The organism is Chordicoccus furentiruminis (genome assembly GCF_019355395.1).
Classification (GTDB): Bacteria; Bacillota; Clostridia; order Lachnospirales; family Lachnospiraceae; genus Chordicoccus; species Chordicoccus furentiruminis.
Window position 1 is genome coordinate 421,420 of sequence record NZ_CP048829.1, and the last position, 23,368, is coordinate 444,787.

Consider the following 23,368-nt stretch of genomic DNA (forward strand, 5'->3'; position numbering starts at 1 on the left):
GGAAAACAGAGAGCAAATGGACCAGTAGTATTCATCGGTCAGAAGCGTGCCCGCCGGTACTACTCTCCGGGAGATATAGCTCTCGCCGCTGGCTTCATCCAGTACAATGGAAAGCATTTCGTATTCTTTGTTTTTCGTCCATGCGCCGCAGTGCTTAGGCACCACACGTTTGCCTACATATTTCGCCATCGCTTAATCCTCCTCCTGATAGTACACAACGAGCCGCCCTTCCTCGTCCATGTCATAGACCAGGCCAAGTCGCTCATCTGTCTCGAAATTCATATAACCGCTGTCATCGATGGAGCAATCCACCAGCACCTCGTGGACTCTTTCCACCGTTGCGGAATACGAGTCTGATCCAAGGCCGAGGCCGTCATTACTGTTGATGCCGAAGTACCCATCGTCTGTAATGAAGCACTCGAACACACCTAGGCGTACCGCCTCAGCCACAGCAGCATAGGTCGCTGTCAGAATCTTGCGGTTCTTGGTGGCTGCCCTCTCGACATAGAGGGTAAAAGAAAAGCTGCCGAGGATGTCCCCGTCAGCGTCGATCATGACCAGGTCAACTGGATAACGCCCGGAGACCTCCGTCATAAAGTCTGAGATTGTTACAATGATGCGGTTATTGACCACATCCACTTTGTCGTTATGCAGCGACTCTGTGCTGTACTGGAACAGCCGTCCATCTGGACGTGTCCCAGAGTAAGCCAGAATCACATTCGTCGGAATCGTGTATTCCACCGCATTGTTATAGAGGGCACATCGTACCTTCCGCGCCATGTGATCAAACTGTTTTACATGAACAACAGGAGGCACAAGGTGCTCTGTCAGGGAAAGCTCAATATCCTGATAAATGGATACAGCGCCGATATTGATCGCCATTTAGCTGCTGCCTCCTTCCTCTCCCTCGCTGGGAGTTTCTTCGCCGCCGGACTCACTGCCTTCTTCTCCACCAGACTCGCCACCAGAATCATCACCGCCGCCTTCGTCTCCCCCTTCTCCGGGGTTATCCGGATCAGTTGGATCTGTAGGTGTATCCGGATCAGTCGGAGTATCTGGATCGGTCGGATCATCGGGCATCTCCGGCTCAAAACCAATATTGGCCCATTCAGTTCCATCCCACATGTGGAGCCGCATCTCGACAGAATCGATCCACAGGTCATGCAGTTCAGGGTTGGCTGGTGCTTCTGCCGCTCTCGTGATCAGATCCTGATAGATAATCGTCTGCCCTCCGCCTCCGCCGTGCAAGCCATCAAAGTCGATGATCGTTGTCCATGTCGTGCCGTTGTCGGTACTGACGGCAATGCCGTAATCTCCGGTCCGGTACTGACCGATCTTGATCAGCTTCGTGGCATCATTGGGAGCGACCATCACAATGGACCCTCCGTCCCAGTAGAACTGATCCGTACCAAGGATCTTCACCAGCGCTGTCCGAAGGGTACCGGAGCCGAGGATGTTGGCATTAACGCCGACCGCTTCCACTGCTGTTTTCACGACCTTGTCTGCTGTATCCCAGCCGAGCCGCCATGTCTGACCGCCGTCGTTGGAAACGAAGAATCCCCTGATGCCGCTCTTCCATGCCCAGGCTGAATCTTCCAGTCGTTCACTGGTGTGGGCATATCGGATTGTCGAGCCATCCTCCTCCACACCGGAGGAATAATGCAGGCCGAACAACCCGGATGCCAGAGCATTGAAGTATTCCTGCTGCACCGTCAGCGTGCGCACATCCGTCACCTGCGTCTCCACCCGGTTAATCGCTTCCGTTGCCAGCTGCGCTTCATCTCGAAGAGATCCCAGGGAACCGGACAAACTGCTGTTCCGGCTATAGACTGACGCATTGGAAAGTGTGATGCTCTTGTACCGCTCCAGTAGCACATCGTACTCTGTCTCGGTGACCTTGCAACTGACTTCGATGCCAAGCTTTGAGATATACACATGGACCGTATCACAAAGGCTCACCCGCTCGGCTTCTGCAATATCCGCATAGCCAGGTGTCTGCCAGAGCTGCACAAAATCGATCTTGATGTCGATGTCCGGTTCCGTCAGGCTGGTATTTTTCAGGTAGGATTTTACGTAGTTTCGCAGTTGCGCTTCCGTCGGCTTTTCCTGAAACTGGCTGGTACAGTCCAGAACAGAGATCTTTTCAAACGGTCCGTCATGCTCGATGGTTACCACCTTCTCTGGCAGTTCAAAGAGCGTGCCGTCTTCTGAATGCTTCCAGTACGGATGCACACCCGTGATCATATTCTCTATGGATCGCTCCATCTCAAAATTGATCAGGTTTTTGCCGTATACGATCTTCACTCCATGATCGGCACCGCGATGTCCGTGGAGCATGGCCGTGTACATATCCCACTCATATTCGCCGCCGTAGGTGTCCAGCATGGAGCCGTCCATGCCGCCAAGGCATCCGCGCACCGTCGCCGGACTTGTAATCGTGAACGTGGCCTGTGAGTCGATATCTGTCCAGAAAGAAAATGGGCAGTCTGTTGTCGTATGGCTTTTCAGCGCTGCCATTGCTGCCTGACTTCCTACTGCCGAGAACGGGGAAACTGTGATGAAGTTCTCTTGGTACTGGATATGCCGGGCAGCGACCTCCAAAATGCCGGAGAGAGGTGTCGTGATCTTATAGATCCGAAACGGCTGGAAGGTTGCCCGTTCACTCGGCTTTGCCAGAATAATGTTCCCTTCCACCAGATCTTCCGCATGAAGCCCGGAGGCGGAGTACGTCATCTTCAGCTCATAGCTGCCGTTCCGCTTCTCTGTCACATAGCAGGATAATGCATCGCAGAGCTTGCCGATGCCGTTGGTCGTGAAGGCTGTTTCTGTTTCGGTGTATAAACATGGAATCATAGCGTCCACCACCTCGGTGTGATCTCCACATGGTCTATCGCTCCGCTCCATGCGATATGGTTCTTGCCGGGTTTCAGATCCGGGAAGTCGTCGCTCTTCACATATCCGTTACAGAAGCCGGAAGCATCATAGGCGTTGTGGGTCTCACAGTTCAGATCAATATAACCGTTGTTAGCAAGGATGCTGACTGACTGGTCGCCGATATACACGTTGCCAGCGCCGGAACCATACACCCGGATCAGCGGCTTTGCCCGGAACTCAAACGGATTCTTGATCGTCGTTTCCTGTGTGAGCACCAGCTTCCGCTGTCCGTCCACGCTCCATCGTTGCGGCTGACAGTGAAAGGTCAGCTTCATGGTCGCGCCCTTATCCCGTTTCGGCTCAAAGGCAATCGCAGCCTTACAAAGCCCCATGCGGAAGAAGTCCGGGTCGTAAGTATCATGGAGGACCTGATATCCCACAGGCGACAACAGCCAGCTCTTTACGGAAGCTGTGCGAGCTGGAAGTCCATCAAAGAAGAAGGCATCATAGGTAATGTCCAGATTCTTAAAGCGATGTTCCCCCGCCTTGGCGTTGTCCCTTACGATGTCGCCGTTCTTCCCAGGAACCGCCTGCAGCTCCATATCCACCTCCGGGCTGTCATACACACCGGGAGCGGAAAGGTATAGGAGATAGTCTTTACTGTTCTTCCCGGCGAAGGTCAGATAGTTGCGGACGTATCGTGTTTTCAGTTCAAAGAGCGACATGTCTGAATCGCTCAGGATAGGCATTCTCTGCATCGGATTCTCCTTTCTCCCTGTCCCTGGGCATGAAAAAAGCACCCTGGATTTCTCCAAGATGCTTCGTTTAGGTCTCTGTTCAATTTTCTTCTCAAATCGCTACTGCCTGAAACGGTTTAATATCAGCGATTTCTTTTTCCATGCTCATCTTCAAGTTACGGATATCAATGTCATTCTGCATATCAAGAAAATATCGATCAGACACGCCGAAGAACTTCGCCAGACGCAGCGATGTATCCGCTGTTATTCTCCTGCCGCTATTCAGAATTGCCTGTATCCGGGAAACAGGAACATGGATTTCCTGTGCCAGTTTGTATGCCGACAGATTCATCGGCTCCATAAACTCCTCCTTGAGAATCTCGCCCATCGTAGGAGTAGGAATAAAATCAGCCATCATGCTCCTCCTCTCTGTTTATCATAGTATGCCCATGCTCCGTCAGTGATAATCAACGATTTCGACCGCTTGAAAGTCATTCTTTCCTTCGACCGAAAAGCAGATACGATACTGATCATTGATACGAATGCTGTATTGCCCTTCCCGATCTCCATGCAGTGGTTCCAGATGATTTGCGGGTGGGACTTTCAGATCCTCCAAACATCCTGCATTGTCAATCATAATCAGTTTACGTAATGCCACTCGCTGAATATTCTGCGGAAGCTTCCTTGAGAAAATCTGGTTGTAGACTTTCTCCGTTTCCTTGTCAGCGAAGCTCTTTATCATACGGCTACATTATACCCGCTTCGCGTGTATATGTCAAGCGGGTATATCGGTAATTCAGAGAAAAGTAACAAACTGGACGAAGGCGCAGGACTTTACCTGCCCCACACCTTATCGTCCTCATTAAGCATTTCGTTGATCCGCTGGACAACCGTGTCCGCCAGATCGTTGTCGTTCCTGGCGTTGTAGCCGTTGACCACAACTTGCACCGAGCCGATGGATCTATTGTTGTTTACCACAGAACCCCCGCTTCCAGCCCCCGCCACCGCAAGCTGTCCCGCGCTGATCTCCGGCAAAGCAAGCCCTGTAAAGGCACCGCCCACAGAGGACGCAAGCTCTCTCACAGAGGCAACCAGCACCTTGCTGCTCTTCCGGATGCCTTCGGCCATCAATTCCATGAAGTCCGGCATATACTCATCCGCATCGGAAAGTGGGCCTTCCTTCGGGATGGAGAAGCCGACAATGTTGCTGACGGCATTGGCCAGGTTGCTTGCTGCATTGGTCACACGCCATGCGTTGTTATTGATGCCGCTTGCCATCTCAATACAGATATCCGCGCCCCAGCTGTATGCCGAGTTGGAAATACCGCCCAGGATGGAACTGCAGCTGTTGGCGATCGCCGTGCACGCATTGGAGACGTTGGTCTTCATCGTATTCAGGGCATTGGTCATATTGGTATTGGCCGTTGCCATCTTTGTGCTGACTGTGTTCGCTACTGCTGTCAGGCCATCGCTGAAGCTGGTCTTGATCGCCGTCATGGCGTTGGTCACAGCAGTTTTGATATCATTCAGCGCCGTGGTGATCGTCGTTTTGATCGTTGCCCAGCTCGTGGTCGTGTTGGAGACCACTGCCGTCCAGGTGTTGGCGATGGTGTTTTTGATCACTCCCATAGCCGTATCCACCGAGGAACGGATTGCCGTCAGCGCCGTAGTGATGGTCGTCTTGATGCTGTTCCAGCTTGTCGTAGTATTGGAGTTTACCGCCGTCCAGGCATTGGCAATCGTGTTCTTGATGACGCCGGTTGCCGTGGTGACCGTACTCCGCATGGCTGTACAGGTCGTGGTGATGGTCTGCTGCATCTGCTTCCACATGGAAGAGGTGCTGTTGCCGGTTCCCGTCCAGGCTGTAGTCATCACCTTTGTGATGGCCGAACCAACCTGGCTGATGCCGCTCTGCATCTTGGAAAGCTGCTGCGTCACCACCTGCCCGATCTGGTTCCAGCTCTGAGTGGTTGCCGTCTGCACCTGCGTCCAGGCCGTCCGAACAGCTGTGGTTACCTGCGTTGCAGCCGTGGTCGTGCTCTGGGCAATCTTCGTCCAGGCATTGGTGTAGGCTGTCTGCACTGCCGTCATACTGTTGGTGATGGAGTTACTTAGAGTCGTGCTCAGGCCGTTCGCCGCCGTTTCCACCAGAGACACGTTACTGCTGATGCCGTTTGCCAGATTGCTCATAAAGTCAGGCATCCAGCTCTGCATATCCGCCAGCGGTCCCTCATCCGGCACAGAGAAGTGCAGGAAGTTTCGGATCGCGCTTGCCACTGAAGATACAGCGCTCGTAACCGTCCCGATGGCTCCCCGGATACCGGAGGCAATGTTGCTCACCAGATCGGAGCCCCAGGAAGTCGCCGAAGAGATCACATTGGTAACAGCAGTCTTCGCATTATTGAAGCCGTTGGTGATGGCTGTTTTAATGCTCGTGATTTTGCTGGAAATGCTGGTGGCCATGCTCTGGAATCCGTTTACGACAGAGGTCTTCAGATTGGTAACGGTCGTGGAGACTGAAGTTTTGATATTGCTCCATGCCGTGGAGACAGATGTCTTGATTCCATTCACCGCCGTCGTGACGGAAGTCTTTATGCCATTCCATGCCGTGGTCACGCTGGTTTTCAAGCTGTTCATCGTCGTGGTCACGCTCGTCTTCAGACTGTTCCATGCCGTCGTTACGGCAGTTTTTAGGCCATTGACAGTCGTGGTAACAGAAGTTTTCAGCCCTGTCCATGCCGTAGAGACAGCCGTTTTCAGCGCCGTAGTCGCGGTTGTTACAGCAGTCTTCAGTCCGTTCCAGACGGTTGTTACCGTCGTTTTGATCGCATTCACAGTCGTGGACACAGCTGTCTTCAGTCCGTTCCATGCCGTCGTTACTGCTGTTTTTGTCCCGTTGGTGACTGTTGTAACCGTTCCCTTTATCGCATTCCAGACAGAAGTGATTACAGACTTAATCGCATTGACTACCGTTGTGACAGCCGTTTTTATTCCATTCCAGACATTGGTGACGGTCGTTTTTATAGCATTAACGACTGTAGATACGGTCGTTTTAATTCCGTTCCAAGCCGTCGTGATGGCCGTCTTCAGTCCATTCACAATCGTCGTCACCGTAGATTTAATGCCGTTCCAGACCGTTGTGACGACTGTCTTTATGGCATTCACTACCGATAAGACAACGGTTTTAATCGTGTTCCAGGCGTTGGAAATCGCAATCCGGATGCCGGTCATCACAGTTGTAACCACGGTTTTTATGGCGTTCCATACTGTGGAAATCACAGTCTTTATGCCATTTACCGTATTGGTAACCACGGTTTTGATCGTATTCCATACCGTGCTGATCACCGTGCTGATTCCGGACATTACAGTAGAAATGATCGTCTTTATGGCATTCCATACGGTTGTGATAATGGTCTTGATCGTGTTAATGATCGTAGAGATCACCGTTTTGATCGCGCCCCACACAGTCATCTGCCCCGACTTTATGCCATTGGATACAGAATCCACCGTTCCCTTAATGGCATTCCAGATCGTCGTGATGATGGTTTTAATCGTATTGACTACCGTAGAAATCACCGTTCTTATGGTGTTCCACACGGTTGTAATTACAGTTTTTATTCCATTCACAACGGTTGTGACATTGGCCTTGATCGTATTCCATACCGTGCTGATGGTCGTGGAAATCGCGCTCATAACCGTAGAAATCACGGTTTTTATCGTGTTCCATACGATGGAGATATGCGTCTTAATCCCATTGACCACGGTTGTAACCGTCGTTTTAATTGCCGTCCATACCGTAGAGAAAATCGTCTTGATTCCCTCCAGTACAGAAGAGAAAAAGCTCTTGATGCCGTTCCATACGGTCGATGCCGTTGTTTTAATTCCCGTCCATGCCGTGGAGAGCCAGGTCTTGATGGCCGTCCATACGGTTGTGAAGGTCGTTTTGATTCCGGTCAGCGTATTGGAGAAGAACGTTTTTATAACATTCCATACGGTTGTCGCCGTCGTCTTGATCCCTGTCCAGGCATTGGAAAGCCAGGTGGAGATCGCCGTCCATACGGTAACCGCTACGGTTTTGATTCCATTCAGGATTCCGGAGAAAAACGTCTTGATGCTGTTCCAGGTATTGACGAAGAAGGTCTTCACGCTCGTCCATACCGTATCCCAGTCCGTGCCGAACCAGGACAGGAATACATCCGCCACGCCCTTCAGCGCATTCAGCACCGTGGAGAAGATGGATTTAATCCCGTTCCATATCGAGGAGAACAGGCTCTTTACCGCTTCCCATGCTCCGGACCAGTTGCCCTGGAAGAGATTGCTGAAGATATCGAAGATATTGATCAGCGAATCAAGAACTGTGCCCAGCACAGTTGCGATCACCTGAAATGCGCCTTCAAACAGCGGGGCCAGCACCTGACAGAAGCCATCCCATACCGCCTTCAGCACCTCGGTGATGTTTTTAAAGTCAAAGCCGAGGGCATTCAGCCTGTCGGTGATGGCTTTCCCGAATTCCTGGAACTTGGCCTTCACGCTCTCCCAGATCGCCGTGATCTTATTGCGGAACTCCTCGTTGTTTTTCCACAGGCTCACAAAAGCCGCCGCAAGGACAGCAATGACCGCAACCACCGCTCCGATGGGGCTGGTCAGTGCGGCGAAGGCTTTCTTGAGCAAGCCTCCCATACTGCCGACCTTCTTCATGGCTTTCGCGATCTTCGTAAAGCCCTTCATGGCCGATCCGACCGTGGATACCGTTTTGCCCAGCACCACCAGCAGCGGACCGATGGCAGCCGCCAGAGCCGCCACCTTCAGGATCGTTTTCTTCTGCGCTTCACTCATGTTGTTGAGCTTGTCCACAAAGGCCTGTACCTTGGAGACTACCGCGCGGATAGCAGGCATGAGCAGCTCACCGAAGCTGATCGCCAGCTCCTCCAGCTGGGATTTCAGAATGGTCAGCTGTCCTTTCAAGTTGTCCTGCATGGTTGCAGCCATGCTTTCCGCTGTACCGTCGCAGTTTTCGATTGCAGAAGACAGCTTGTCGATATCCTCCGGAGCCGCGTTCATCAGGGCTAGGAATCCGGACATGGCGTTCTTGCCAACCAGAGATTCAGCGGCAGCAGCCGCTTCCGATTCGGAAAGGCCGGAAAAGGCCACACGGCAATCTGCCAGAATATCCGACAGATCCCGCATGGAGCCATCTGCATTGGAGGTCTGGATCGTGACTTCACCGATATTCTTTCCGGCGATCTTCACTTCACCGGCGAGGTTGTTCATGATGGTACGAAGGGATGTACCTGCCTGGCTTCCCTTGATCCCGGCATTGGCCATCAGGCCGATCGCCTCTGCTGTATCCTCTGCAGAGAAACCAAGAGCGCCCGCGATAGGTGCAGCATATTTGAAGGTCTCGCCCATCATGGAGACATTGGTATTCGCGTTGGAGCTTGCCGCTGCCAGAATGTCTGCAAAATGGCCGGAGTCAGAAGCGGAAAGCCCAAATGCCGTCAGGGCGTCCGTCACGATATCTGAGGTCGTCGCCAGATCTTCACCGGACGCAGCCGCCAGGTTCATGATGCCTTCAATACCGTCCATCATGTCGCCAGTCTTCCAGCCTGCCATGGCCATGTACTCAAAGGCCGACGCGGCTTCTGTCGCGGAGAATTTGGTCTTGGCTCCCATCTCACGGGCTTTCCCGCGCAGGTCATCCAGATCTTTCCCGGTTGCTCCGGAGATGGCTGCCACCTTGGACATGCCCTCGTCAAAATCCGCAGCAGTCTTCACCGCCGCCGTACCGAGCCCCACGATGGGAGCCGTCACATGGGTGGTCAGGGTCTTTCCCACAGAGGAGATCTTCTCGCCGACCTGTTGGAATTTGCCGCCCACCTCTTCGATCTTGGCAAGGGTTGCGTTGGTGGTAGATGCCTGGGACTCCAAGGATTTCAGCTGCTGCTCCGTCTCCTGGATCTCGCGCTGGAGCGCATCATACTGCTGCTGGGTGATCTCCCCTTTCTGCAGCTGTTCGTTTGCCTGCTCCGCCGCCGTTTTCAGTGTGGCCAGTTTCTCCTTGGTATCCTTGATAGCCTGGGCGAGAAGCTGCTGCTTCTGCCGGACCAGTTCCGTGTTGGAGGGATCAAGCTTCAGCAGCTTTTCGACATCCTTCAGCTGTGTCTGGGTGCTCTTAATATCCTTGTTAACACCTTGCAGCGCTTTCGAGAGTTTCGTGGTATCGCCGCCGATTTCAACGGTGATTCCCTGAATTCTGCCAGCCATGACTTATCCCTCCTTTCTGCCCTTAATGGGCGATTTATTCAGCCTTTTCAGACTGCAGAAAAAGAGCCAATGGATGTTGCTCCATCAGCTCCTTGCATCGTTTCAGGTTTTCCTGTTTCAGCGCCTCCGTCTCCCGGAGAAACTGCTCAGTCACAGGCTTCACGCGGATCAGCTGCCGTCTCCGGCTATATTCCGTGATGTCGGCTCTGAGCGCCGTGTCTGTTGCAGAGATGGGGTAGACCGCGCCGCATTCCGGGCAGCGGAAGAAGGTATGCTCAATATCGCCATCTCTCACGCTCTCCGGTTTGACGGTCTCTGCCACAGCACCGCAGTTGTCACAATTGATTTTCATTAACATGTCCTTTCCTTGTTAAGACAAAGTTCACAATATGCTCGTTGCTATCCGGCGCATTTTGAGGTATACTGATTATGGATTTTTATATCCAAAGGAGGTGTTCGCTTTGAGTCAGGAGCAAATTGGCATTGCAGATATGCAGTGCTGGGTATTCCGCAAAGCCCAAAGAAAATGGAATATCTCGCCATCTCAATGCGCACAGTTGTTCAAGAAATATGATCTGCTCGGCTTCATCTCCGAGTGCTATGATCTTTTGCATGTCAGCAGTTATGAACGCGCCCTCGATGATGTCGAAGATATCCTTCGCCGTAAGGGGGTATCCATATGATTCGCATCCCCGAAGACGGCATCCTTTATCACGGGAGTTATACAGAGGTGTCCCGGATTGATCTTTCCCTGTGCCGTTACGGCCTTGATTTTGGAAAAGGCTTCTATCTGACATCTTCCCTGGAACAGGCAGTCTCCTATATCCCGGCATCTGTCCGTAAAGCAAAAAGACGCGGGATTCTGCCAGACAGCTTCAAAGAAGCGGACGGTAAAGTGTCCGTGTTCCAATTCTGCTCAAACCCCAACCTGTTCATCCACTATTTTGATGAAGCTGACGAGGAATGGCTGCACTTCGCAGCATGCAACAGAAGCAGGGATCTTTTCCCTGAACTCAGGAAAAAGTATGCCCTTGTGGATGTCATCGGCGGGAAAGTCGCAGATGACCAGACGGCCATTACCCTGAACAACTATGTGTCCGGTGCATACGGGACCCCCGGAACCGAACGCGCGGACCGTACAGCCATAGGACTTCTGGAAGCAGACCGGCTGAAGGACCAGTTTTGTTTCAGAACGAAAGAAGCCATTGCATCCCTTGCTTTCATAAGGAGCGACCGATATGGAAAATACCGTTAATCAGATAACCCCAGATCGGAAAGAAGCCACGGCGATTACCGTTATGCGCTGTATGCTGCTGATATATGCTGAAGAGCAGCATATTCCCTTTGAAGATGCCATGCTTTCTTTTTCGCAATCAAAAACCTACGAAGACCTGTTTGACTTCGATACCGAAATCTGGAAAGAAGGTCCTGAATACCTGCGCTGTCTTTACGATGAAGAACTGCATGGCGCTTCTCAGGCTGTAAACGCATAAAGACGACCACACCAGAAAGGCACAATTATGGACACCGTTCTCCGGTATAAAGGATATTCCGGCAGCGTAGAGTTTTCAGAAGAAGATAGCCTTTTCTATGGAAAGGTTCAGCATATTCGTTCATTGATCTCCTATGAAGGAAGAACAGAACAGGAACTTCTCCTGGACTTTCAAAAGGCAGTGGAGGATTATCTTACCCTTTGCGAAGCAGAAGGCATTTCTCCAGAGATAGCTTCTTAAACTGCTCCCCACCCAGTCACAACGACTGAGTGGGGTTTTTACATCTATCCGCAGTCCCGTCCTTTTTGCGTATGATTTTCCAAACGTAACAGAATTTTTTGCAGCAATCCGCACTTTTTTCACTTAGAACTTGTCCATATCCCCCTGGGAAGCTTCCTCCCGCCACTCAAGGGAGTCGCGCCTCTTCTCGTTGAACATGTCATTCACGGAGCCTATCGTCAGCAGATCCAGATCGCCTATATTCAGCCCTAGCTCCACGCATCTGAGCATAAACAGAGCGGTTGTCATCGGCCGCTCTGTCTTCCTCAGTTTTTTCCCGCAGGCACCGTGGTCTTGATGTTCATGCCCCACAGATCGATCAGCTCCGGGAGAATCTGATAAATGCTGAAGGTGTTGAACTGATCAAGCCATTCATCCGGGCTATCATACTTCTCCTCCGGATGCGCTGCCGACCACATCACAAACGCCAGGTCCTCAAACATCTCCAGGGAGAATCCGTCCAGCGTGGAAGCGTCCTCCGTCTGGTCCTTGATGGCGTCGTTCAGAGTCATAAGATCCTTATAGACATCGCGTCCGAACTTGTTTCTATAGATACGGGGAATGGCTGCAGAAGCCTTGAACTCCACCGGATTGCCGTCGATTTCAATTTTCTTTGTGACTGCCATGGTCGTAATCTCCTCTCAAAAATCATGTAGATAAGGCAGGGAGTATTTCATCCCTGCCGGGTAGTGTGTGTTCGGTTATCAGCCGCCTGCGGGCTCATCGCCGCTCTCGTCCTCGTCATCCGTGGTCTCTGGGATGGTCGGCTCATACACAGCATCGTACCAGGCGTCATAGACCGCCTTGGAGGTATTGGAGCTGGTCTTGGCTTTCACAGCGCCGTTGGCCAGAGCAGAAGCGATAATGGCCAGCTCCTCGGTCTGGACTTCCTTCTCGTCCTCCTTGGTCTCGCCTTCCACAGAGGGACGGGACGCGCTGCAGCAGTACAGGACATGGCGGATAGCGTTCTTATCGCCGGTGAACTCGAACAGCAGAGCGAAACGCTCAAACTCATTATTCGCGTTCTCGGTCAGCACACCGTTGGCGTCCTCTTCCTCGTGCAGGATGTCCTTCAGGAACTCCTCCGGGATCAGCGCCAGTTCCAGGTCACCCTCATAACCGGCGTTGTTGTTGAGAACGTAGTAGACAATATCGTCGGCGTAGAAGTTTTCGTTCTCGCCTTCCGGGTCAAGGGACAGGGAAACCGCACCGGGCAGTCGCACCGGCTTGGCATAGGTTACGTTGCCGTCCTCATCGAAGGTTGCCTTGGCATAGTGACAATTCTTGAGGCCGAAACGAACCTTGTTTTTCTTCTTGCTCATGGATTCTCCTCACTTTCCGGCTCCTCAGAGCCATCTTCATCCTCGTACTGAAGATCGAGCACGACCTCATAGAGGACTTCATACATCTTCTCTTCCTCGATCCAGACTTCGGATTTATGGAAGAACATCTCATGCTCCGTCAGGAGCCGCTCCACCCGCTGTTCCAGCACGGGGTCTTTGGCATCGGTGTAAAGCTCTATGTCCAGCTCATGCAGCTGGTAGTACACCGTGTTGTCCGCGCCCGTGGGCAGGTTTCTCGGATAGAGGAAACAAAGAAAAGGCGGGTCCGGAGACTCACCTTCTGCAAAATGGTCATAGGCGATGGGAAGCGAAAGCTCCTCCAGCACCTCGAATACTTCATTATGGGTCATGGCTTTACGCTCCCTTCTCAGCCCTGCAGCGTCTTTTCGATCAGCCCTTCCAGCATCTCGATCCCCATCTCCTCAGCGGGCGCGATATGCGGAATGGCACGAACCCTTCCGCCGCCTCGTTTGGCATGCCCCTTTTCCAGCAGATGCGAAAGCATATACCTGCTGGGGCTGTACACGGTCTGTTCCAGGCTCTGGCTGCTTTCTGCCGTGGTCTTGACGGCCCAGCTCTTGGCATAACGGCCTGTACGGACCGGCGCGGAGCTGTTGATCTGCTCCTTCACCGCCTTCGCGGATTTCCGGACGGCAGACTTCACACCTTGGGCACTGAGATCGGCGTACTCTTCCAGACCTTCATTGATGGCAGCCGCCATCTCGTCAATGGAAACCGATCTGCTCATGACGCGCCTCCTCTCTTCGCCAGCTTGCACACGATGCGGATGGTCTTTCTCTGGTAATTCATCATGTCCACAGACTGGATATCGTAGGAATCGCCATGGAAGGCGACCCGGTAGTGTGTGCTGTCTAAAGAAGCCAGCTCCGGGCAGTAACGAACTTCAAAGTTGATGGTCTGCTCCTCAGTCGTGGTAGCAGCCTCATTCTCCTTGTCGTACTGGTAGGTGCTGGCGTAGGTGTAGCAGGTGAAATAGTCCGTCCAGGTATTTTTGTGGTTGCCGTACTTGTCGACCACCACTTCGTTTTTCTGGACGGTCAGGCGTTCATTGAACCGGGCGATCTTTCTCTCCATCTCAGAACACCCCTTCCCGCACAGAGGACAGAAGGTTCCGCAGGGTCATCACAAGGTCGTGGTGATCCGCTTCCTCCCGGTGCTCATACAGATAACCGAGGGAATACAGCATGGCGGTACGAAGGAGAGATCGGAGCTGGAGAAGCGAGGCGTTGGAAAGCTCCTCGCCCCGGATCGCCACAGTCTCCGTCTCATCGTCCCAGAGGGTATTCCACTCTTCTGCCGTGATCCGGCCAACATCCGCCGTCAGCTTCTCTGCGCTTTGGAGGAGGCTTTCAATCAGGCCATCCTCCATGGAGCTGTCCACACGCAGGTAGGCTTTTGCTTCATCAAGTGTTATCAGGCTCATCCTGTCAGCCTCCTCTCAAGAGTTAAGGAGCAGAGGAACTTCCCCTGCTCCCGTTTAGGTCATCAGCCGCCGGGCTGTTCGTCCGGATCGGTCGTCGGGTCGGTGGTAGGCGTAGTGGTGGCCTTGGTACCGGCCATCTTCAGCACCTTCACGGACTCGGGCAGGATCAGGCGGCCATCCACACGCTGGGTGGTCAGGAAACCGACCTGGTCGGTGCGGGCATACAGCTCGTTCAGACGACGGAAGGTGCGGTTCTGACGGTCTGCGACCCAGTAGTTCTTGAGATCGCCGAACAGCAGGACCTTCTCACCGGCCGCGATGCCGGGCATGAAGGAGCTGGTGCGGATCGGGCGGCCCAGAATAGTATCGGGCTTGGCCACATCCAGAGAGGGCTTCCAGATGTAGTTGTCGTTCTTGTCCTTCAGCTTCATCAGCTGCAGGAGCAGGGTCTCGTTGCAGACGAACTGCGCAGAGCGGCGGTACGGGGACTTGAGGCTGTAGTAGAGGTCGAAGATCTCATCGAAGGTCACCAGATCCTCCGCTTCAGCCGTCACACCCAGCTCAGCGCCGCCGACATCCGCAAGGATGCCCAGGGGCTTCTTGTCGCCGTCGCCGGTGAAGAAGGCACGCTCCTCGGCATTGCCCATGCACACACCGAAACGGGCCGCGATATAGGAAGCCAGGTCGAAAGCAGAGTCGTGAAGCAGCTCGTTGCTGATCTTGATCATCGTGCCCAGCTTGTAGGCGGAGAGGGTCGTCTGACCGAACTTGGTGTTGGTCTCAGGGATCTCTTCACCCTCATCGATCCACTGCGCTTCCATGGTGTCGTTGGCGATGGGGATCTTGCGGGTGCCGGAGTTCGTGCGGATGACGGTCGCCAGCTGACGGAAGATGTTGTTCTCCTCCAGCGCCTGGATGAGCTTGCGCTCAAATTCGTCCGGCACGGTATAGCCGCCCTCGGTGTCCTCACCCACAGACAGAGCATTGCGGACTGCGAACTGGTCACCCTGGTTGCGGATCATATTCCAGAAAGCACCGGCATACTCGTCGGTCGCGGTCGGGGCAACGTTCTCCGCCTTGCGGCTCATGGGCTTGTTGGTGACGGGATGGGTGGTCGGCTGGGAGAGCTGAGCATCGAAAGCCGCCTGATCCTCCAGACGGGCGATCTCATCACCCAGGGCCTTAACCTCACCGGCCATCTTGTTGTACTGTTCGACAGCGGAGGCCTCGACCAGACCGTTCTCACTGCGATGCTCCTCCAGGTAGGATTTTGTCTTCTCCCAGAGGTCATTGCGCTTGGTGCGCAGTTCCATAATCTTATTCATGCGATACCTCTTTCTCCGGAGAAACGCTCCGGTCGTCATAATGATTTGGGGCAAAAGAAAAGCCGGGGCGGATCATTTCATCCACTCCAGCCTGTCTTTCAGGATTTCATACGGCACACTGCCGTCTTCGGTTTTACCGTCCATGCCGATCACAGGCACCTTAGGCTTATCGTCTTCCACAGGAGAATCAGTTACCCCTGTCTTGGCAGATTCCTGTGCCGGAGCGCCGGTTTCGGGCACTGCGGCTTCATCGGACACACCGAGACGGTTGAGGATGGTCTGTCCCATGACCTTTGTGGAGTACTGCCAAATGGCATCCGTTTCTTTGAGTTTGAAGGGCTTTTTCTGCTCTTCTTTTTCATCTCCGCCTTCCTCCTTGTCAGGCTCATCCGGATCGGAATCCGGCTTTTCTTCGGGTTCGTCCTCCTTCGGCTTGTCCGCGAACAGAATCTCATCGGCAAAGCCCAGTTCCAGCGCCTTCTTGGCGTTCAGCCAGGTCTCGTCGCTCATAAGCTTGCTGATGCGGTTGCGGGAAAGGCCCGTCTTCGCGGCATAGGCGTTAATGATGCTCTCCTTGACCTCATTGAGGGTCGTGATCGCCTTCTCCATATCCTTGGCATTGCCCATGGCAATGGTAGAAGGGTCGTGGATCATGAGGAGCGCCGTCGGCGACATCTGCACCAGATTGCCCGCCATGGCCACCACAGACGCAGCGGATGCCGCGATGCTTGCGATCCGGACCGTCACGCTGCCGGGATAGTCACGGATCATGGTGTAAATCTCGGCCGCAGCAAATACGTTGCCGCCGGGCGAGTTGATCCAGAGGGTAATGTCACCCTCTTCCGCATAGAGTTCATCACGGAACATCTGCGGCGTGATCTCGTCACCCCAGAAGGATTCCGAATCAATCGGCCCTTCCAGGCGGAGCACTCTGCCGCCGCTGTCGTCATGAACCCAGTTCCAGAATTTCTGCACGATTCTTACCTCTCTTTCCGGGGCTGCTGACCCCTTCGCTGTGCCTTGCGCTGCGCATGACGCTTGGCGTGGTTTTTGCTGCCATCCTGTTCCTCCTTCTCTTCATCTGGCTGTTCTTCAGGCGGAGCGTCCTCTCCCGGTTCGTCGGATTCCTCCGCAGCCTGCTTCTCCTGCTCCGCCACCTGGTTCGCGCCATAGGCAGACCCAGCGTCCTTCAGCTTCGTGTACGAGCCGTTCAGGTAGTAGTCGTCTCCGCCCTCCTCCGCCGGGATCAGATCCATGTTCTCCAATCGGCGGATGTCGTTCGGAGACAGGAAGCCATTGGAGAATCCCACTGCGTAACCGTCCATGCGTGACTTGTAGTCGCCGCGCATGAGGCCGTCCACGTTGAACTTTGGAAAGAACTGATCCTGCTCTTCCTCGATCAGCACGTCCTTGATAAGGGCTTGTTCAATTCGCACCAGCCAAGGCATGATCGTGTGCATCACGAAGTCGATGGACTGATGCTCGATGTTGTTGAAAGTCGCCCGCTTGAGGTCCTGAACCATGTGCGGAGGCACACGGAAGATGCGGCAGATTTCTTCCACACCGAACTCACGGGTAGAAAGGAACTGGCTATCCTCCGGAGGCAACGAAATTGGTTTATACGCCATGCCCTCTTCAAGCACAGCAACTTTATGCGCATTGCCTGCTCCGCCGTAGGCGTTCATCCAGTTATCCCGGATCTTCTGCGGGTCTTTCAGCACACCTGGATGCTCCAGCACACCGGCGGGCTGCGCTCCGTTCTTAAAGAAGGAGCTACCGTATTTCTCGACTGCCAGCGTCGTACCGAGAGCGTTCTTCATCATGGCGATGGGCGAAAAGCCCACAAGCCCGTTGAAGCCAAGGCCCGGAATGTGGAGTATCTCATCCCGCTGGAAGATGATGTCCTTGTCATGCTCACCGGGGACTTCATCCGTATAGGCGTGATAGGTGTAGAACAGATCCCCGTTTTCAGCCCTGTCGATCTCCACGTTCTCCGGGAGCAGCGGATAAAGGCCGAGGATGCCGTTCTTGCCGTCTCTCACGATCTGCGCATAGGCGTTTCCCCACAGGAGAAGGTGCGTCATGATCGCCTCCCGGAACGAGAAAGACGTCATCTCCGGATTCGCCTGCCGATACAGAATCTTATACAGCGGATGCTCGGTCGCCCGCTCCTTACCGTCTCCCTGCCCGGTGTATTTGTACAGGTGGAGCGGAAGGCTCGCCACCGTCTCCGCCAGGAGCCGGACACAGGCATAGACCGTGGAGATCTGCATGGCGCTCTTTTCATCCACACGTTCTCCACTGTTTGTCATGCCGAAAACAAAAACACCGCCCGAGTCCCGGACGTTGTCTTCAATCTGGGGCAGCTCCGGCTGGGGAGCGTCCCTCGGCTTAGAAAAGCCGATCCATTCTCTGAAGCCCATTTGAATCCTCCTCTTCTCAAAAAATTTTCTTTTCGCACTTGATAATCCCCCTGTTCCCGCGTATAATAGGAGTAGGGATTCCCTACTTTCCTACTTTAAATCAGGAGGTGTTCACATATGTCTGAAGCCGCATTTGTCAATGACGCAAGAGTTATGGCGAAAGGCCAAGTGACAATTCCCAAGAATGTCCGCGCTGCTCTTGGTATCGAAACAGGTGACCGCGTGACCTTTATTGTTGATGGCAACAATGTCCGCGTCGTCAATTCTGCCGTTTACGCTATGATGCGCCTACAGGAACAGATGAAGGGTGAGGCTGGAAAAGCCGGTTTCTTCACTGAGGATGACGTTGCGGAATGGATTACACAGTCCCGCAGGGAGGAAGCAGAAGAATGAGGGTAATGATCGATACCAACATCATCATTTCGGCTGCCCTTTTCCCTAACGGACGCGCTGCACAGGCCTTTTACAAGACGTTGATACCACCATATCAGCCTATTGTTTGCGATTATGTTGTCGATGAACTCCACAGAAAATTCCGTGAGAAATTCCCGGACAAACTGACAGAACTTGAAGCATTCCTCTACAACGCGCTCTCTATCATCGAACTCGTTCCCACGCCGGAGGCTGAGACTGCAGCAGAAAACAAGATCAGAGACCCCAAAGACAGGCCAATTCTACGGGCTGCCTTGGACGCCCATGCTGATCTCTTCCTCACAGGCGATAAAGACTTTCTTGAATCGTCAGTTACAGATCCCAGAATCATCAGCGTTGCTGAATTTCTTGACCAGAAATAATTGTGAGCCATCCGGTGAGGGTGGCTCTTTTCTAATCAAAATACCCAGAGCCCATGCTCCGGATCGTCATATACGCTTCCCTGCTGCTCATGGCGGATGGCTCGATCCAGCCCCATGATCCAGGCAACAATGCCGTCGATCTTCTCCGTGCTCTTTTTCTTGCTGGGTTTGATGTTCTCCGCTGCATCGATCTCTGCGACCACGTTGCCTGCCATCCAGCGGAGCACGGGATTGCCGCCGTGGATGATCTTTCCCTCAAGCAGCAGCTTGTACAGTTCTTTCATGCCTGGACTCATATCCTTAAAACCCATGCCGATCGGAACCATGGTGAAGCCGTCGCCCTCCAGGTCAGTGATGAGCTGAGTGGCATTCCAGCGGTCTACCCCGATTTCCTTGATATTGAACTGGGTGTGCAGGTCGTTGATGGTTTTCCGGACAAAGTTGTAATCGACCACATTGCCCTCCGTTACATGAAACAGTCCCATCCGCTCCCACACATCATAGGGGACGTGATCCCGTCGCACCCGGAGATCCAGCGTTTCTCTTGGAAGCCAGAAATGCGGCACAACGATGTATTTATCTCCCTCATACTGCGGAGGGAACACCATGACAAAAGCCGTGATGTCACTGGTGCTGGATAAGTCCAGTCCGCAGTAACACTCACGGCCTTTTAACCGATCTGTATCTATCGGGATGTTTCCCTGATCGTAAATATGCTCCGGTATCCAGGCGACAGAGCTGCCGACCCACTGATCCAGTCTCAGCTGCCGAAACACGTTCTCTTCTGCCGGATTGGTGAGCGCTTCCCTGTGCGCATCCCGGACACGATCGATTTGGATCGTATAACCGAGGCTGGGATTAGCTTTGTACCAGGATTTCTCATCATTCCAGTCCTCGCCATCGTCCAGGCCATAGATCACCGGATAAAAGGACGGATCAATTCGTTTTCCTTCCAGAATGTCTTTCGCCTTCGTGTGGTATTCATAGCAGATGCTGTTTCTGTCTGTTCCTGCCGTCGTGATCAAGAAGTACAGCGGCTGTGTTCTGGCATCGCCGGAGCCCTTGGTGAGCACATCCACCAGGTTCCGGTTGGGCTGGGCATGTAGTTCATCCAGGACAAGGCCGGAAACATTCAGTCCGTGTTTGGTTCCGACCTCTGCGGAAAGCACCTGGTAGAAACCGGCGTTGCTGTAATTCACGATCCGTTTGGTCGCGCCCATGAGCTTGGAGCGTTTCAGAAGCGCTGGCGTCATTTCCACCATGCGCTTAGCAACATCAAATACGATACTTGCCTGCTGCCTGTCCGCTGCTGCGCCGTATACCTCTGCAGATGGTTCGTTATCCGCATACAAAAGATACAGGGCCACAGCCGCCGCCAGCTCACTCTTGCCATTTTTCTTTGGGATTTCCACATACGCTGTCCGAAACTGTCTCGTGCCATCTTCCTTGACGATGCCAAAGACATCCCGGATTATCTGCTCTTGCCATGGCAGCAGCCAGAACGGTTTCCCGCTCCACCGACCCTTGGTATGGCAGAGATTCTCGATAAAGCGGACCGCTCGATCCGCCTTCGACGGATCATAGTGGGATTCCGGCAGCATGAAACATGTCGGCTTATAGTTCTTCAGAACCGGGTAATTTGCCGGTCTCGTTTTCTCTCCCGCCATCAGTTACCTCCCAGCAGCGCTTCCATATCGTCGGCCGTCGTAGCGTTATCCCCGGCACCGGCAATGATCCGTGATCTGGATGAAGGCGTCAGGCCGAACTGCTCGGCGATCTTGTTCATGATCTTGAGGTATGTCTGCGCGATGGATACCTGCGGAACTTGCTGCCAATAGCCGGATGGCGTCTTCACGATTGTGCCATGCTGTGTGATAAACTCCTCCGCCTCTTTCCATCTGGCGTAAGCCTGGCAGTAAGAGGCAAAAGCCGCCTGGTCAACCTCGGTCAGCACACCGATCTGCTCCAGCTGCTTTGACAGCCTTCGCCATTCCTTTTTTGCTTCCGGCTCCAGCCACTTGGGGCACGGAGGCGCTTTCTTTTCCGGCTTAGGTTCCGCATCATTAAGCGGACGTTTTCCGGGGTTGCCTTCCAGCTCTTTGATTGCAGTCGGCGTTGGTTTTCTTCCTCTGGTCGCCATGAGGCATTCCTCCTCTCTTCAAAATTGGCATAAAGAAAAGGCCTGCGGATTTCTCCGTAGACCCTGCGTCTGTCTGTCCTGTGATGGTGGTTTCATTCGTTAGGAGTCTTCACTTGACCACCGTGCGGATTTCCCGCGCTCCCTGCGGTACGGGGTGTTCCGATGCCGCCAATTGTATCCCCATTTGTTTTGGTAAAGCGGTTTCGGCTCCGCTATGTTCTCAGGCCTGTGTCATTGCCCAGGCGATCGCGTGGCCGTCATCCTCAAAGGCAACCTCGCTGGCTGCTGCCAGCCCGATGGCTCCCTCGCAAGAAAGATCGTCATCAAGGTGCTCGTAAACCGCTCCGAAGTAGCTGGGCTTGTTCTTTCCGTTGTAGTAATAACCGGCCAGGAGAACCTTGCCCCCAAAGTTCAGGACCTTGCTCCAGCGGCATTCGAGGTCTTCCGGGGTGGTCGGGTTCGGCAGGCGGTATGTTCTCATCGCTTCGTTGATCGTCATGGTCTTTCTCCTCCGTTCTCGTTGGTTCATTTCCTTTTGGCATGTGTATATATACTACGAAACTAACCCCAGCCTTTGAGGTACGTCTATATACGCTCTACAGGCAAAAACAGTCAAGAGATATTTTTAAAGACCATGTTTTACGAAAAATGGGTGCAAAAAGTTAACCTTAACCATTTGCAAGGTTACGGTTTACCATGTAAGATAAATTTCAGAGAGATGCTTAAGCGGGTACAAGCTTAAATCCCAGTTTGGTGGCTTCGGATTTCAACTTCTGCTTACGTCTCTCTTCTTGATTTTTCTTTGTTTGCTCATAATGCTCCTCGGAGTATTCCTCTCCACTCGTTAAGAGATTCCAGATAATAACAAGCAACTTCCGTGCAACAGCGATCAATGCCTTTTTGATTCCTCTGCGTGCTTTGAGCCGGTAAAACCAGTCCCGTAAGAAGAAATTCTTGCACCGTGTAGCCGCCCACGCACATTGCACCATCACGCTTTTAATTCTTGGATTTCCCTTCGTGAGGCGTGCTGTTTTCTTCTTTTTGGCACTTTCGTTATCTCCCGGACATAACCCAGCCCATTTGACGAGATGTCCTGCAGTTGGAAACATGGAAAGATCTGTCCCAAGTTCGGAAATAATAATCGTACTCGCACGTCTTTGAACTGCCGGAATGGTTTCAAGCAACTCTAAAGCAGGTTCGTATTTTCCAGCGTATTCGGATATGCGGTTTTCGACCTCTTCAATCTCCGAATCGCAGTTTTCTTTTACCTTTACAAGATTCTTGAGAAAAAGTCGATCGTGATCGGATAGCTGCCCGGCCACAGCAAGCTGAACATCTTCCATCTTATTCCGGAGAGTACCTTTCAAACATTCATCAACATCTGATGCCGTTAACTTTCCTTTTTCACAAAGCCTTTTTATCAACTGAATTCCGCTGACTCCGAAGATATCCGTAAGAATCGTTGAAAGTTTAAACCCGCACTGTTGCAGATATTTTTCAATCCGGTTTTTATGTCCGACCATTTCTTTTATCAGGATATCCCGGTAGCGTGTCCAGTCTCGCAGCTCTCGGATTTTTTTGGGTGGGATATAACTTGGTGCCAGGAGACCGGCCCTCAGGAGTGTTGCAATCCAGTGAGCATCTTTTATATCGGTCTTCTTGCCGGGTACATTTTTCATATGGTGCGGATTGGCGACAATGATTTTGACATTTTTCTGCTCGTCGTCATCGTAGAGAATTGATTCCAGCACGTTATAAATCGGAAACCAATAGACTCCGGTGCTTTCCATCGCCACATGTCGACAGTTGTTCTCAATGATCCATTTCTTGAATTCATCAAGACCATTGAGCAGTGTTGGAAATTCACGGATTTCAGGTTCTGGCTCTTCATCCAGTCTGCCTTTCAGCAGGCAGGCAACAAGAACTTCCTTGTGAACGTCCAGGCCACAACAGATGTCCAGAAGATTTTGCATAGACGGTCCTCCCTTCAAATGTGTAATTGACAGGGCGGATGTACTCCGGTGATATTGAATTATACTACGCGTGCTATTCCTGAAATGCATAGGCAGATCAGGGCGACATGTTCCTGTGCTCCAGAATACATCGAACCATGATCACTCACGATTTCTGAGAATCAGATGTATGTCGATCTTGCCCTGTATTTTCAGTATAGCGGATAAGGGCCACAGTTTCATTCCTACCTGTGAAAATCCATTTCATTGGTGATCACTCTACTCAGGAGAAATAGCAAG

The 23,368-nt window shown here is 52.8% G+C and carries 27 protein-coding genes; 6 read left to right on the top strand and 21 right to left on the bottom strand.

Translation table 11 applies throughout. The features are described 5' to 3' along the window. Positions 1-192: 192 nt before the first annotated feature. The 7 genes from G4C92_RS01900 to G4C92_RS01930 form a co-directional block, all read right to left on the bottom strand. The gene (locus tag G4C92_RS01900) at positions 193-882 is read right to left on the bottom strand and encodes a hypothetical protein (RefSeq protein ID WP_274940940.1); all 690 of its coding nucleotides are present in this window, start codon (positions 880-882) and stop codon (positions 193-195) included. Further along, positions 883-2,853: a phage tail spike protein gene (locus G4C92_RS01905; protein ID WP_274940941.1), complete on the bottom strand. Its 1,971-nt coding sequence runs from the start codon at positions 2,851-2,853 to the stop codon at positions 883-885. Beyond that, positions 2,850-3,632 carry a hypothetical protein gene (locus G4C92_RS01910; protein ID WP_274940942.1) on the bottom strand — a complete coding sequence of 261 codons (783 nt, stop codon included), beginning with the start codon at positions 3,630-3,632 and terminating at the stop codon, positions 2,850-2,852. Before G4C92_RS01910 ends, G4C92_RS01905 begins: the two co-directional genes overlap by 4 nt. Positions 3,633-3,723: 91 nt before the next feature. Continuing rightward, entirely contained in the window at positions 3,724-4,026 is a 303-nt protein-coding gene (locus tag G4C92_RS01915) for a HigA family addiction module antitoxin (protein WP_274940943.1), read from the bottom strand. Positions 4,027-4,068: 42 nt separating this feature from the next. Then, a complete protein-coding gene (locus G4C92_RS01920) occupies positions 4,069-4,353 on the bottom strand; it encodes a type II toxin-antitoxin system RelE/ParE family toxin (RefSeq protein WP_274940944.1) in 285 nt (94 codons plus the stop codon). Positions 4,354-4,445: 92 nt separating this feature from the next. Next, complete coding sequence (locus G4C92_RS01925) at positions 4,446-9,875, bottom strand: phage tail tape measure protein (protein ID WP_274940945.1); 5,430 nt, start codon at positions 9,873-9,875, stop codon at positions 4,446-4,448. A gap of 34 nt (positions 9,876-9,909) precedes the next feature. Then, a complete protein-coding gene (locus G4C92_RS01930) occupies positions 9,910-10,227 on the bottom strand; it encodes a hypothetical protein (RefSeq protein ID WP_274940946.1) in 318 nt (105 codons plus the stop codon). Positions 10,228-10,336: 109 nt separating this feature from the next. On the opposite strand from G4C92_RS01930, the gene G4C92_RS01935 reads away from it, so the two are divergent. From G4C92_RS01935 to G4C92_RS01950, 4 genes are read left to right on the top strand one after another with little or no spacing between them, the layout of a single operon-like run. Next, a complete protein-coding gene (locus G4C92_RS01935; RefSeq protein WP_274940947.1) occupies positions 10,337-10,558 on the top strand; it encodes a DUF3791 domain-containing protein in 222 nt (73 codons plus the stop codon). After that, positions 10,555-11,130: a DUF3990 domain-containing protein gene (locus G4C92_RS01940; RefSeq protein ID WP_274940948.1), complete on the top strand. Its 576-nt coding sequence runs from the start codon at positions 10,555-10,557 to the stop codon at positions 11,128-11,130. The genes G4C92_RS01935 and G4C92_RS01940 overlap by 4 nt, the downstream gene beginning before the upstream one ends. Beyond that, complete coding sequence (locus G4C92_RS01945; RefSeq protein ID WP_274940949.1) at positions 11,114-11,368, top strand: hypothetical protein; 255 nt, start codon at positions 11,114-11,116, stop codon at positions 11,366-11,368. Before G4C92_RS01940 ends, G4C92_RS01945 begins: the two co-directional genes overlap by 17 nt. Positions 11,369-11,395: 27 nt before the next feature. After that, complete coding sequence (locus G4C92_RS01950; RefSeq protein WP_274940950.1) at positions 11,396-11,608, top strand: antitoxin HicB; 213 nt, start codon at positions 11,396-11,398, stop codon at positions 11,606-11,608. Positions 11,609-11,731: 123 nt separating this feature from the next. Here G4C92_RS01950 and G4C92_RS01955 read toward each other — a convergent pair whose 3' ends face one another. The 10 genes from G4C92_RS01955 to G4C92_RS02000 all read right to left on the bottom strand — a co-directional run bounded on the left by G4C92_RS01955 (position 11,732) and on the right by G4C92_RS02000 (position 18,182). Next, entirely contained in the window at positions 11,732-11,896 is a 165-nt protein-coding gene (locus G4C92_RS01955) for a hypothetical protein (protein ID WP_274940951.1), read from the bottom strand. Between the two features lie 17 nt (positions 11,897-11,913). After that, positions 11,914-12,273, bottom strand: a complete 360-nt coding sequence (locus G4C92_RS01960; protein WP_274940952.1) for a hypothetical protein — start codon at positions 12,271-12,273, stop codon at positions 11,914-11,916. A gap of 78 nt (positions 12,274-12,351) precedes the next feature. Further along, a complete protein-coding gene (locus G4C92_RS01965) occupies positions 12,352-12,969 on the bottom strand; it encodes a major tail protein (protein ID WP_274940953.1) in 618 nt (205 codons plus the stop codon). Then, the gene (locus G4C92_RS01970) at positions 12,966-13,340 is read right to left on the bottom strand and encodes a hypothetical protein (protein ID WP_274940954.1); all 375 of its coding nucleotides are present in this window, start codon (positions 13,338-13,340) and stop codon (positions 12,966-12,968) included. The genes G4C92_RS01965 and G4C92_RS01970 overlap by 4 nt, the downstream gene beginning before the upstream one ends. Positions 13,341-13,357: 17 nt before the next feature. Beyond that, positions 13,358-13,738, bottom strand: a complete 381-nt coding sequence (locus tag G4C92_RS01975) for an HK97 gp10 family phage protein (RefSeq protein WP_274940955.1) — start codon at positions 13,736-13,738, stop codon at positions 13,358-13,360. Then, positions 13,735-14,085, bottom strand: coding sequence for a phage head closure protein (locus G4C92_RS01980; RefSeq protein ID WP_274940956.1), 351 nt, complete (start codon positions 14,083-14,085; stop codon positions 13,735-13,737). Before G4C92_RS01980 ends, G4C92_RS01975 begins: the two co-directional genes overlap by 4 nt. A 1-nt stretch (position 14,086) precedes the next feature. After that, the gene (locus G4C92_RS01985) at positions 14,087-14,434 is read right to left on the bottom strand and encodes a head-tail connector protein (RefSeq protein ID WP_274940957.1); all 348 of its coding nucleotides are present in this window, start codon (positions 14,432-14,434) and stop codon (positions 14,087-14,089) included. 62 nt (positions 14,435-14,496) lie between these two features. Continuing rightward, on the bottom strand, positions 14,497-15,759 hold the full coding sequence (locus G4C92_RS01990) for a phage major capsid protein (protein WP_274942038.1): 1,263 nt from the start codon (positions 15,757-15,759) through the stop codon (positions 14,497-14,499). Positions 15,760-15,831: 72 nt separating this feature from the next. Beyond that, complete coding sequence (locus G4C92_RS15245) at positions 15,832-16,689, bottom strand: head maturation protease, ClpP-related (RefSeq protein ID WP_456298669.1); 858 nt, start codon at positions 16,687-16,689, stop codon at positions 15,832-15,834. Between the two features lie 50 nt (positions 16,690-16,739). Next, positions 16,740-18,182, bottom strand: coding sequence for a phage portal protein (locus G4C92_RS02000; protein ID WP_274940958.1), 1,443 nt, complete (start codon positions 18,180-18,182; stop codon positions 16,740-16,742). A 117-nt stretch (positions 18,183-18,299) separates the two neighbouring features. Here G4C92_RS02000 and G4C92_RS02005 point away from each other — a divergent pair, with 117 nt between their 5' ends. Continuing rightward, on the top strand, positions 18,300-18,575 hold the full coding sequence (locus tag G4C92_RS02005; RefSeq protein ID WP_274940959.1) for an AbrB/MazE/SpoVT family DNA-binding domain-containing protein: 276 nt from the start codon (positions 18,300-18,302) through the stop codon (positions 18,573-18,575). Beyond that, on the top strand, positions 18,536-18,976 hold the full coding sequence (locus G4C92_RS02010; protein ID WP_330654756.1) for a putative toxin-antitoxin system toxin component, PIN family: 441 nt from the start codon (positions 18,536-18,538) through the stop codon (positions 18,974-18,976). Before G4C92_RS02005 ends, G4C92_RS02010 begins: the two co-directional genes overlap by 40 nt. A 35-nt stretch (positions 18,977-19,011) precedes the next feature. Here G4C92_RS02010 and G4C92_RS02015 read toward each other — a convergent pair whose 3' ends face one another. The 4 genes from G4C92_RS02015 to G4C92_RS02030 all read right to left on the bottom strand — a co-directional run bounded on the left by G4C92_RS02015 (position 19,012) and on the right by G4C92_RS02030 (position 23,089). Then, on the bottom strand, positions 19,012-20,643 hold the full coding sequence (locus G4C92_RS02015; protein WP_274940960.1) for a terminase large subunit: 1,632 nt from the start codon (positions 20,641-20,643) through the stop codon (positions 19,012-19,014). Further along, positions 20,643-21,116: a phage terminase small subunit P27 family gene (locus tag G4C92_RS02020; RefSeq protein ID WP_274940961.1), complete on the bottom strand. Its 474-nt coding sequence runs from the start codon at positions 21,114-21,116 to the stop codon at positions 20,643-20,645. The genes G4C92_RS02015 and G4C92_RS02020 overlap by 1 nt, the downstream gene beginning before the upstream one ends. A 220-nt stretch (positions 21,117-21,336) precedes the next feature. Then, positions 21,337-21,597, bottom strand: coding sequence for an Nmad4 family putative nucleotide modification protein (locus tag G4C92_RS02025; protein ID WP_274940962.1), 261 nt, complete (start codon positions 21,595-21,597; stop codon positions 21,337-21,339). Positions 21,598-21,838: 241 nt separating this feature from the next. Continuing rightward, positions 21,839-23,089, bottom strand: coding sequence for an IS110 family RNA-guided transposase (locus G4C92_RS02030; protein WP_274942037.1), 1,251 nt, complete (start codon positions 23,087-23,089; stop codon positions 21,839-21,841). Between the last annotated feature and the right edge of the window lie 279 nt (positions 23,090-23,368).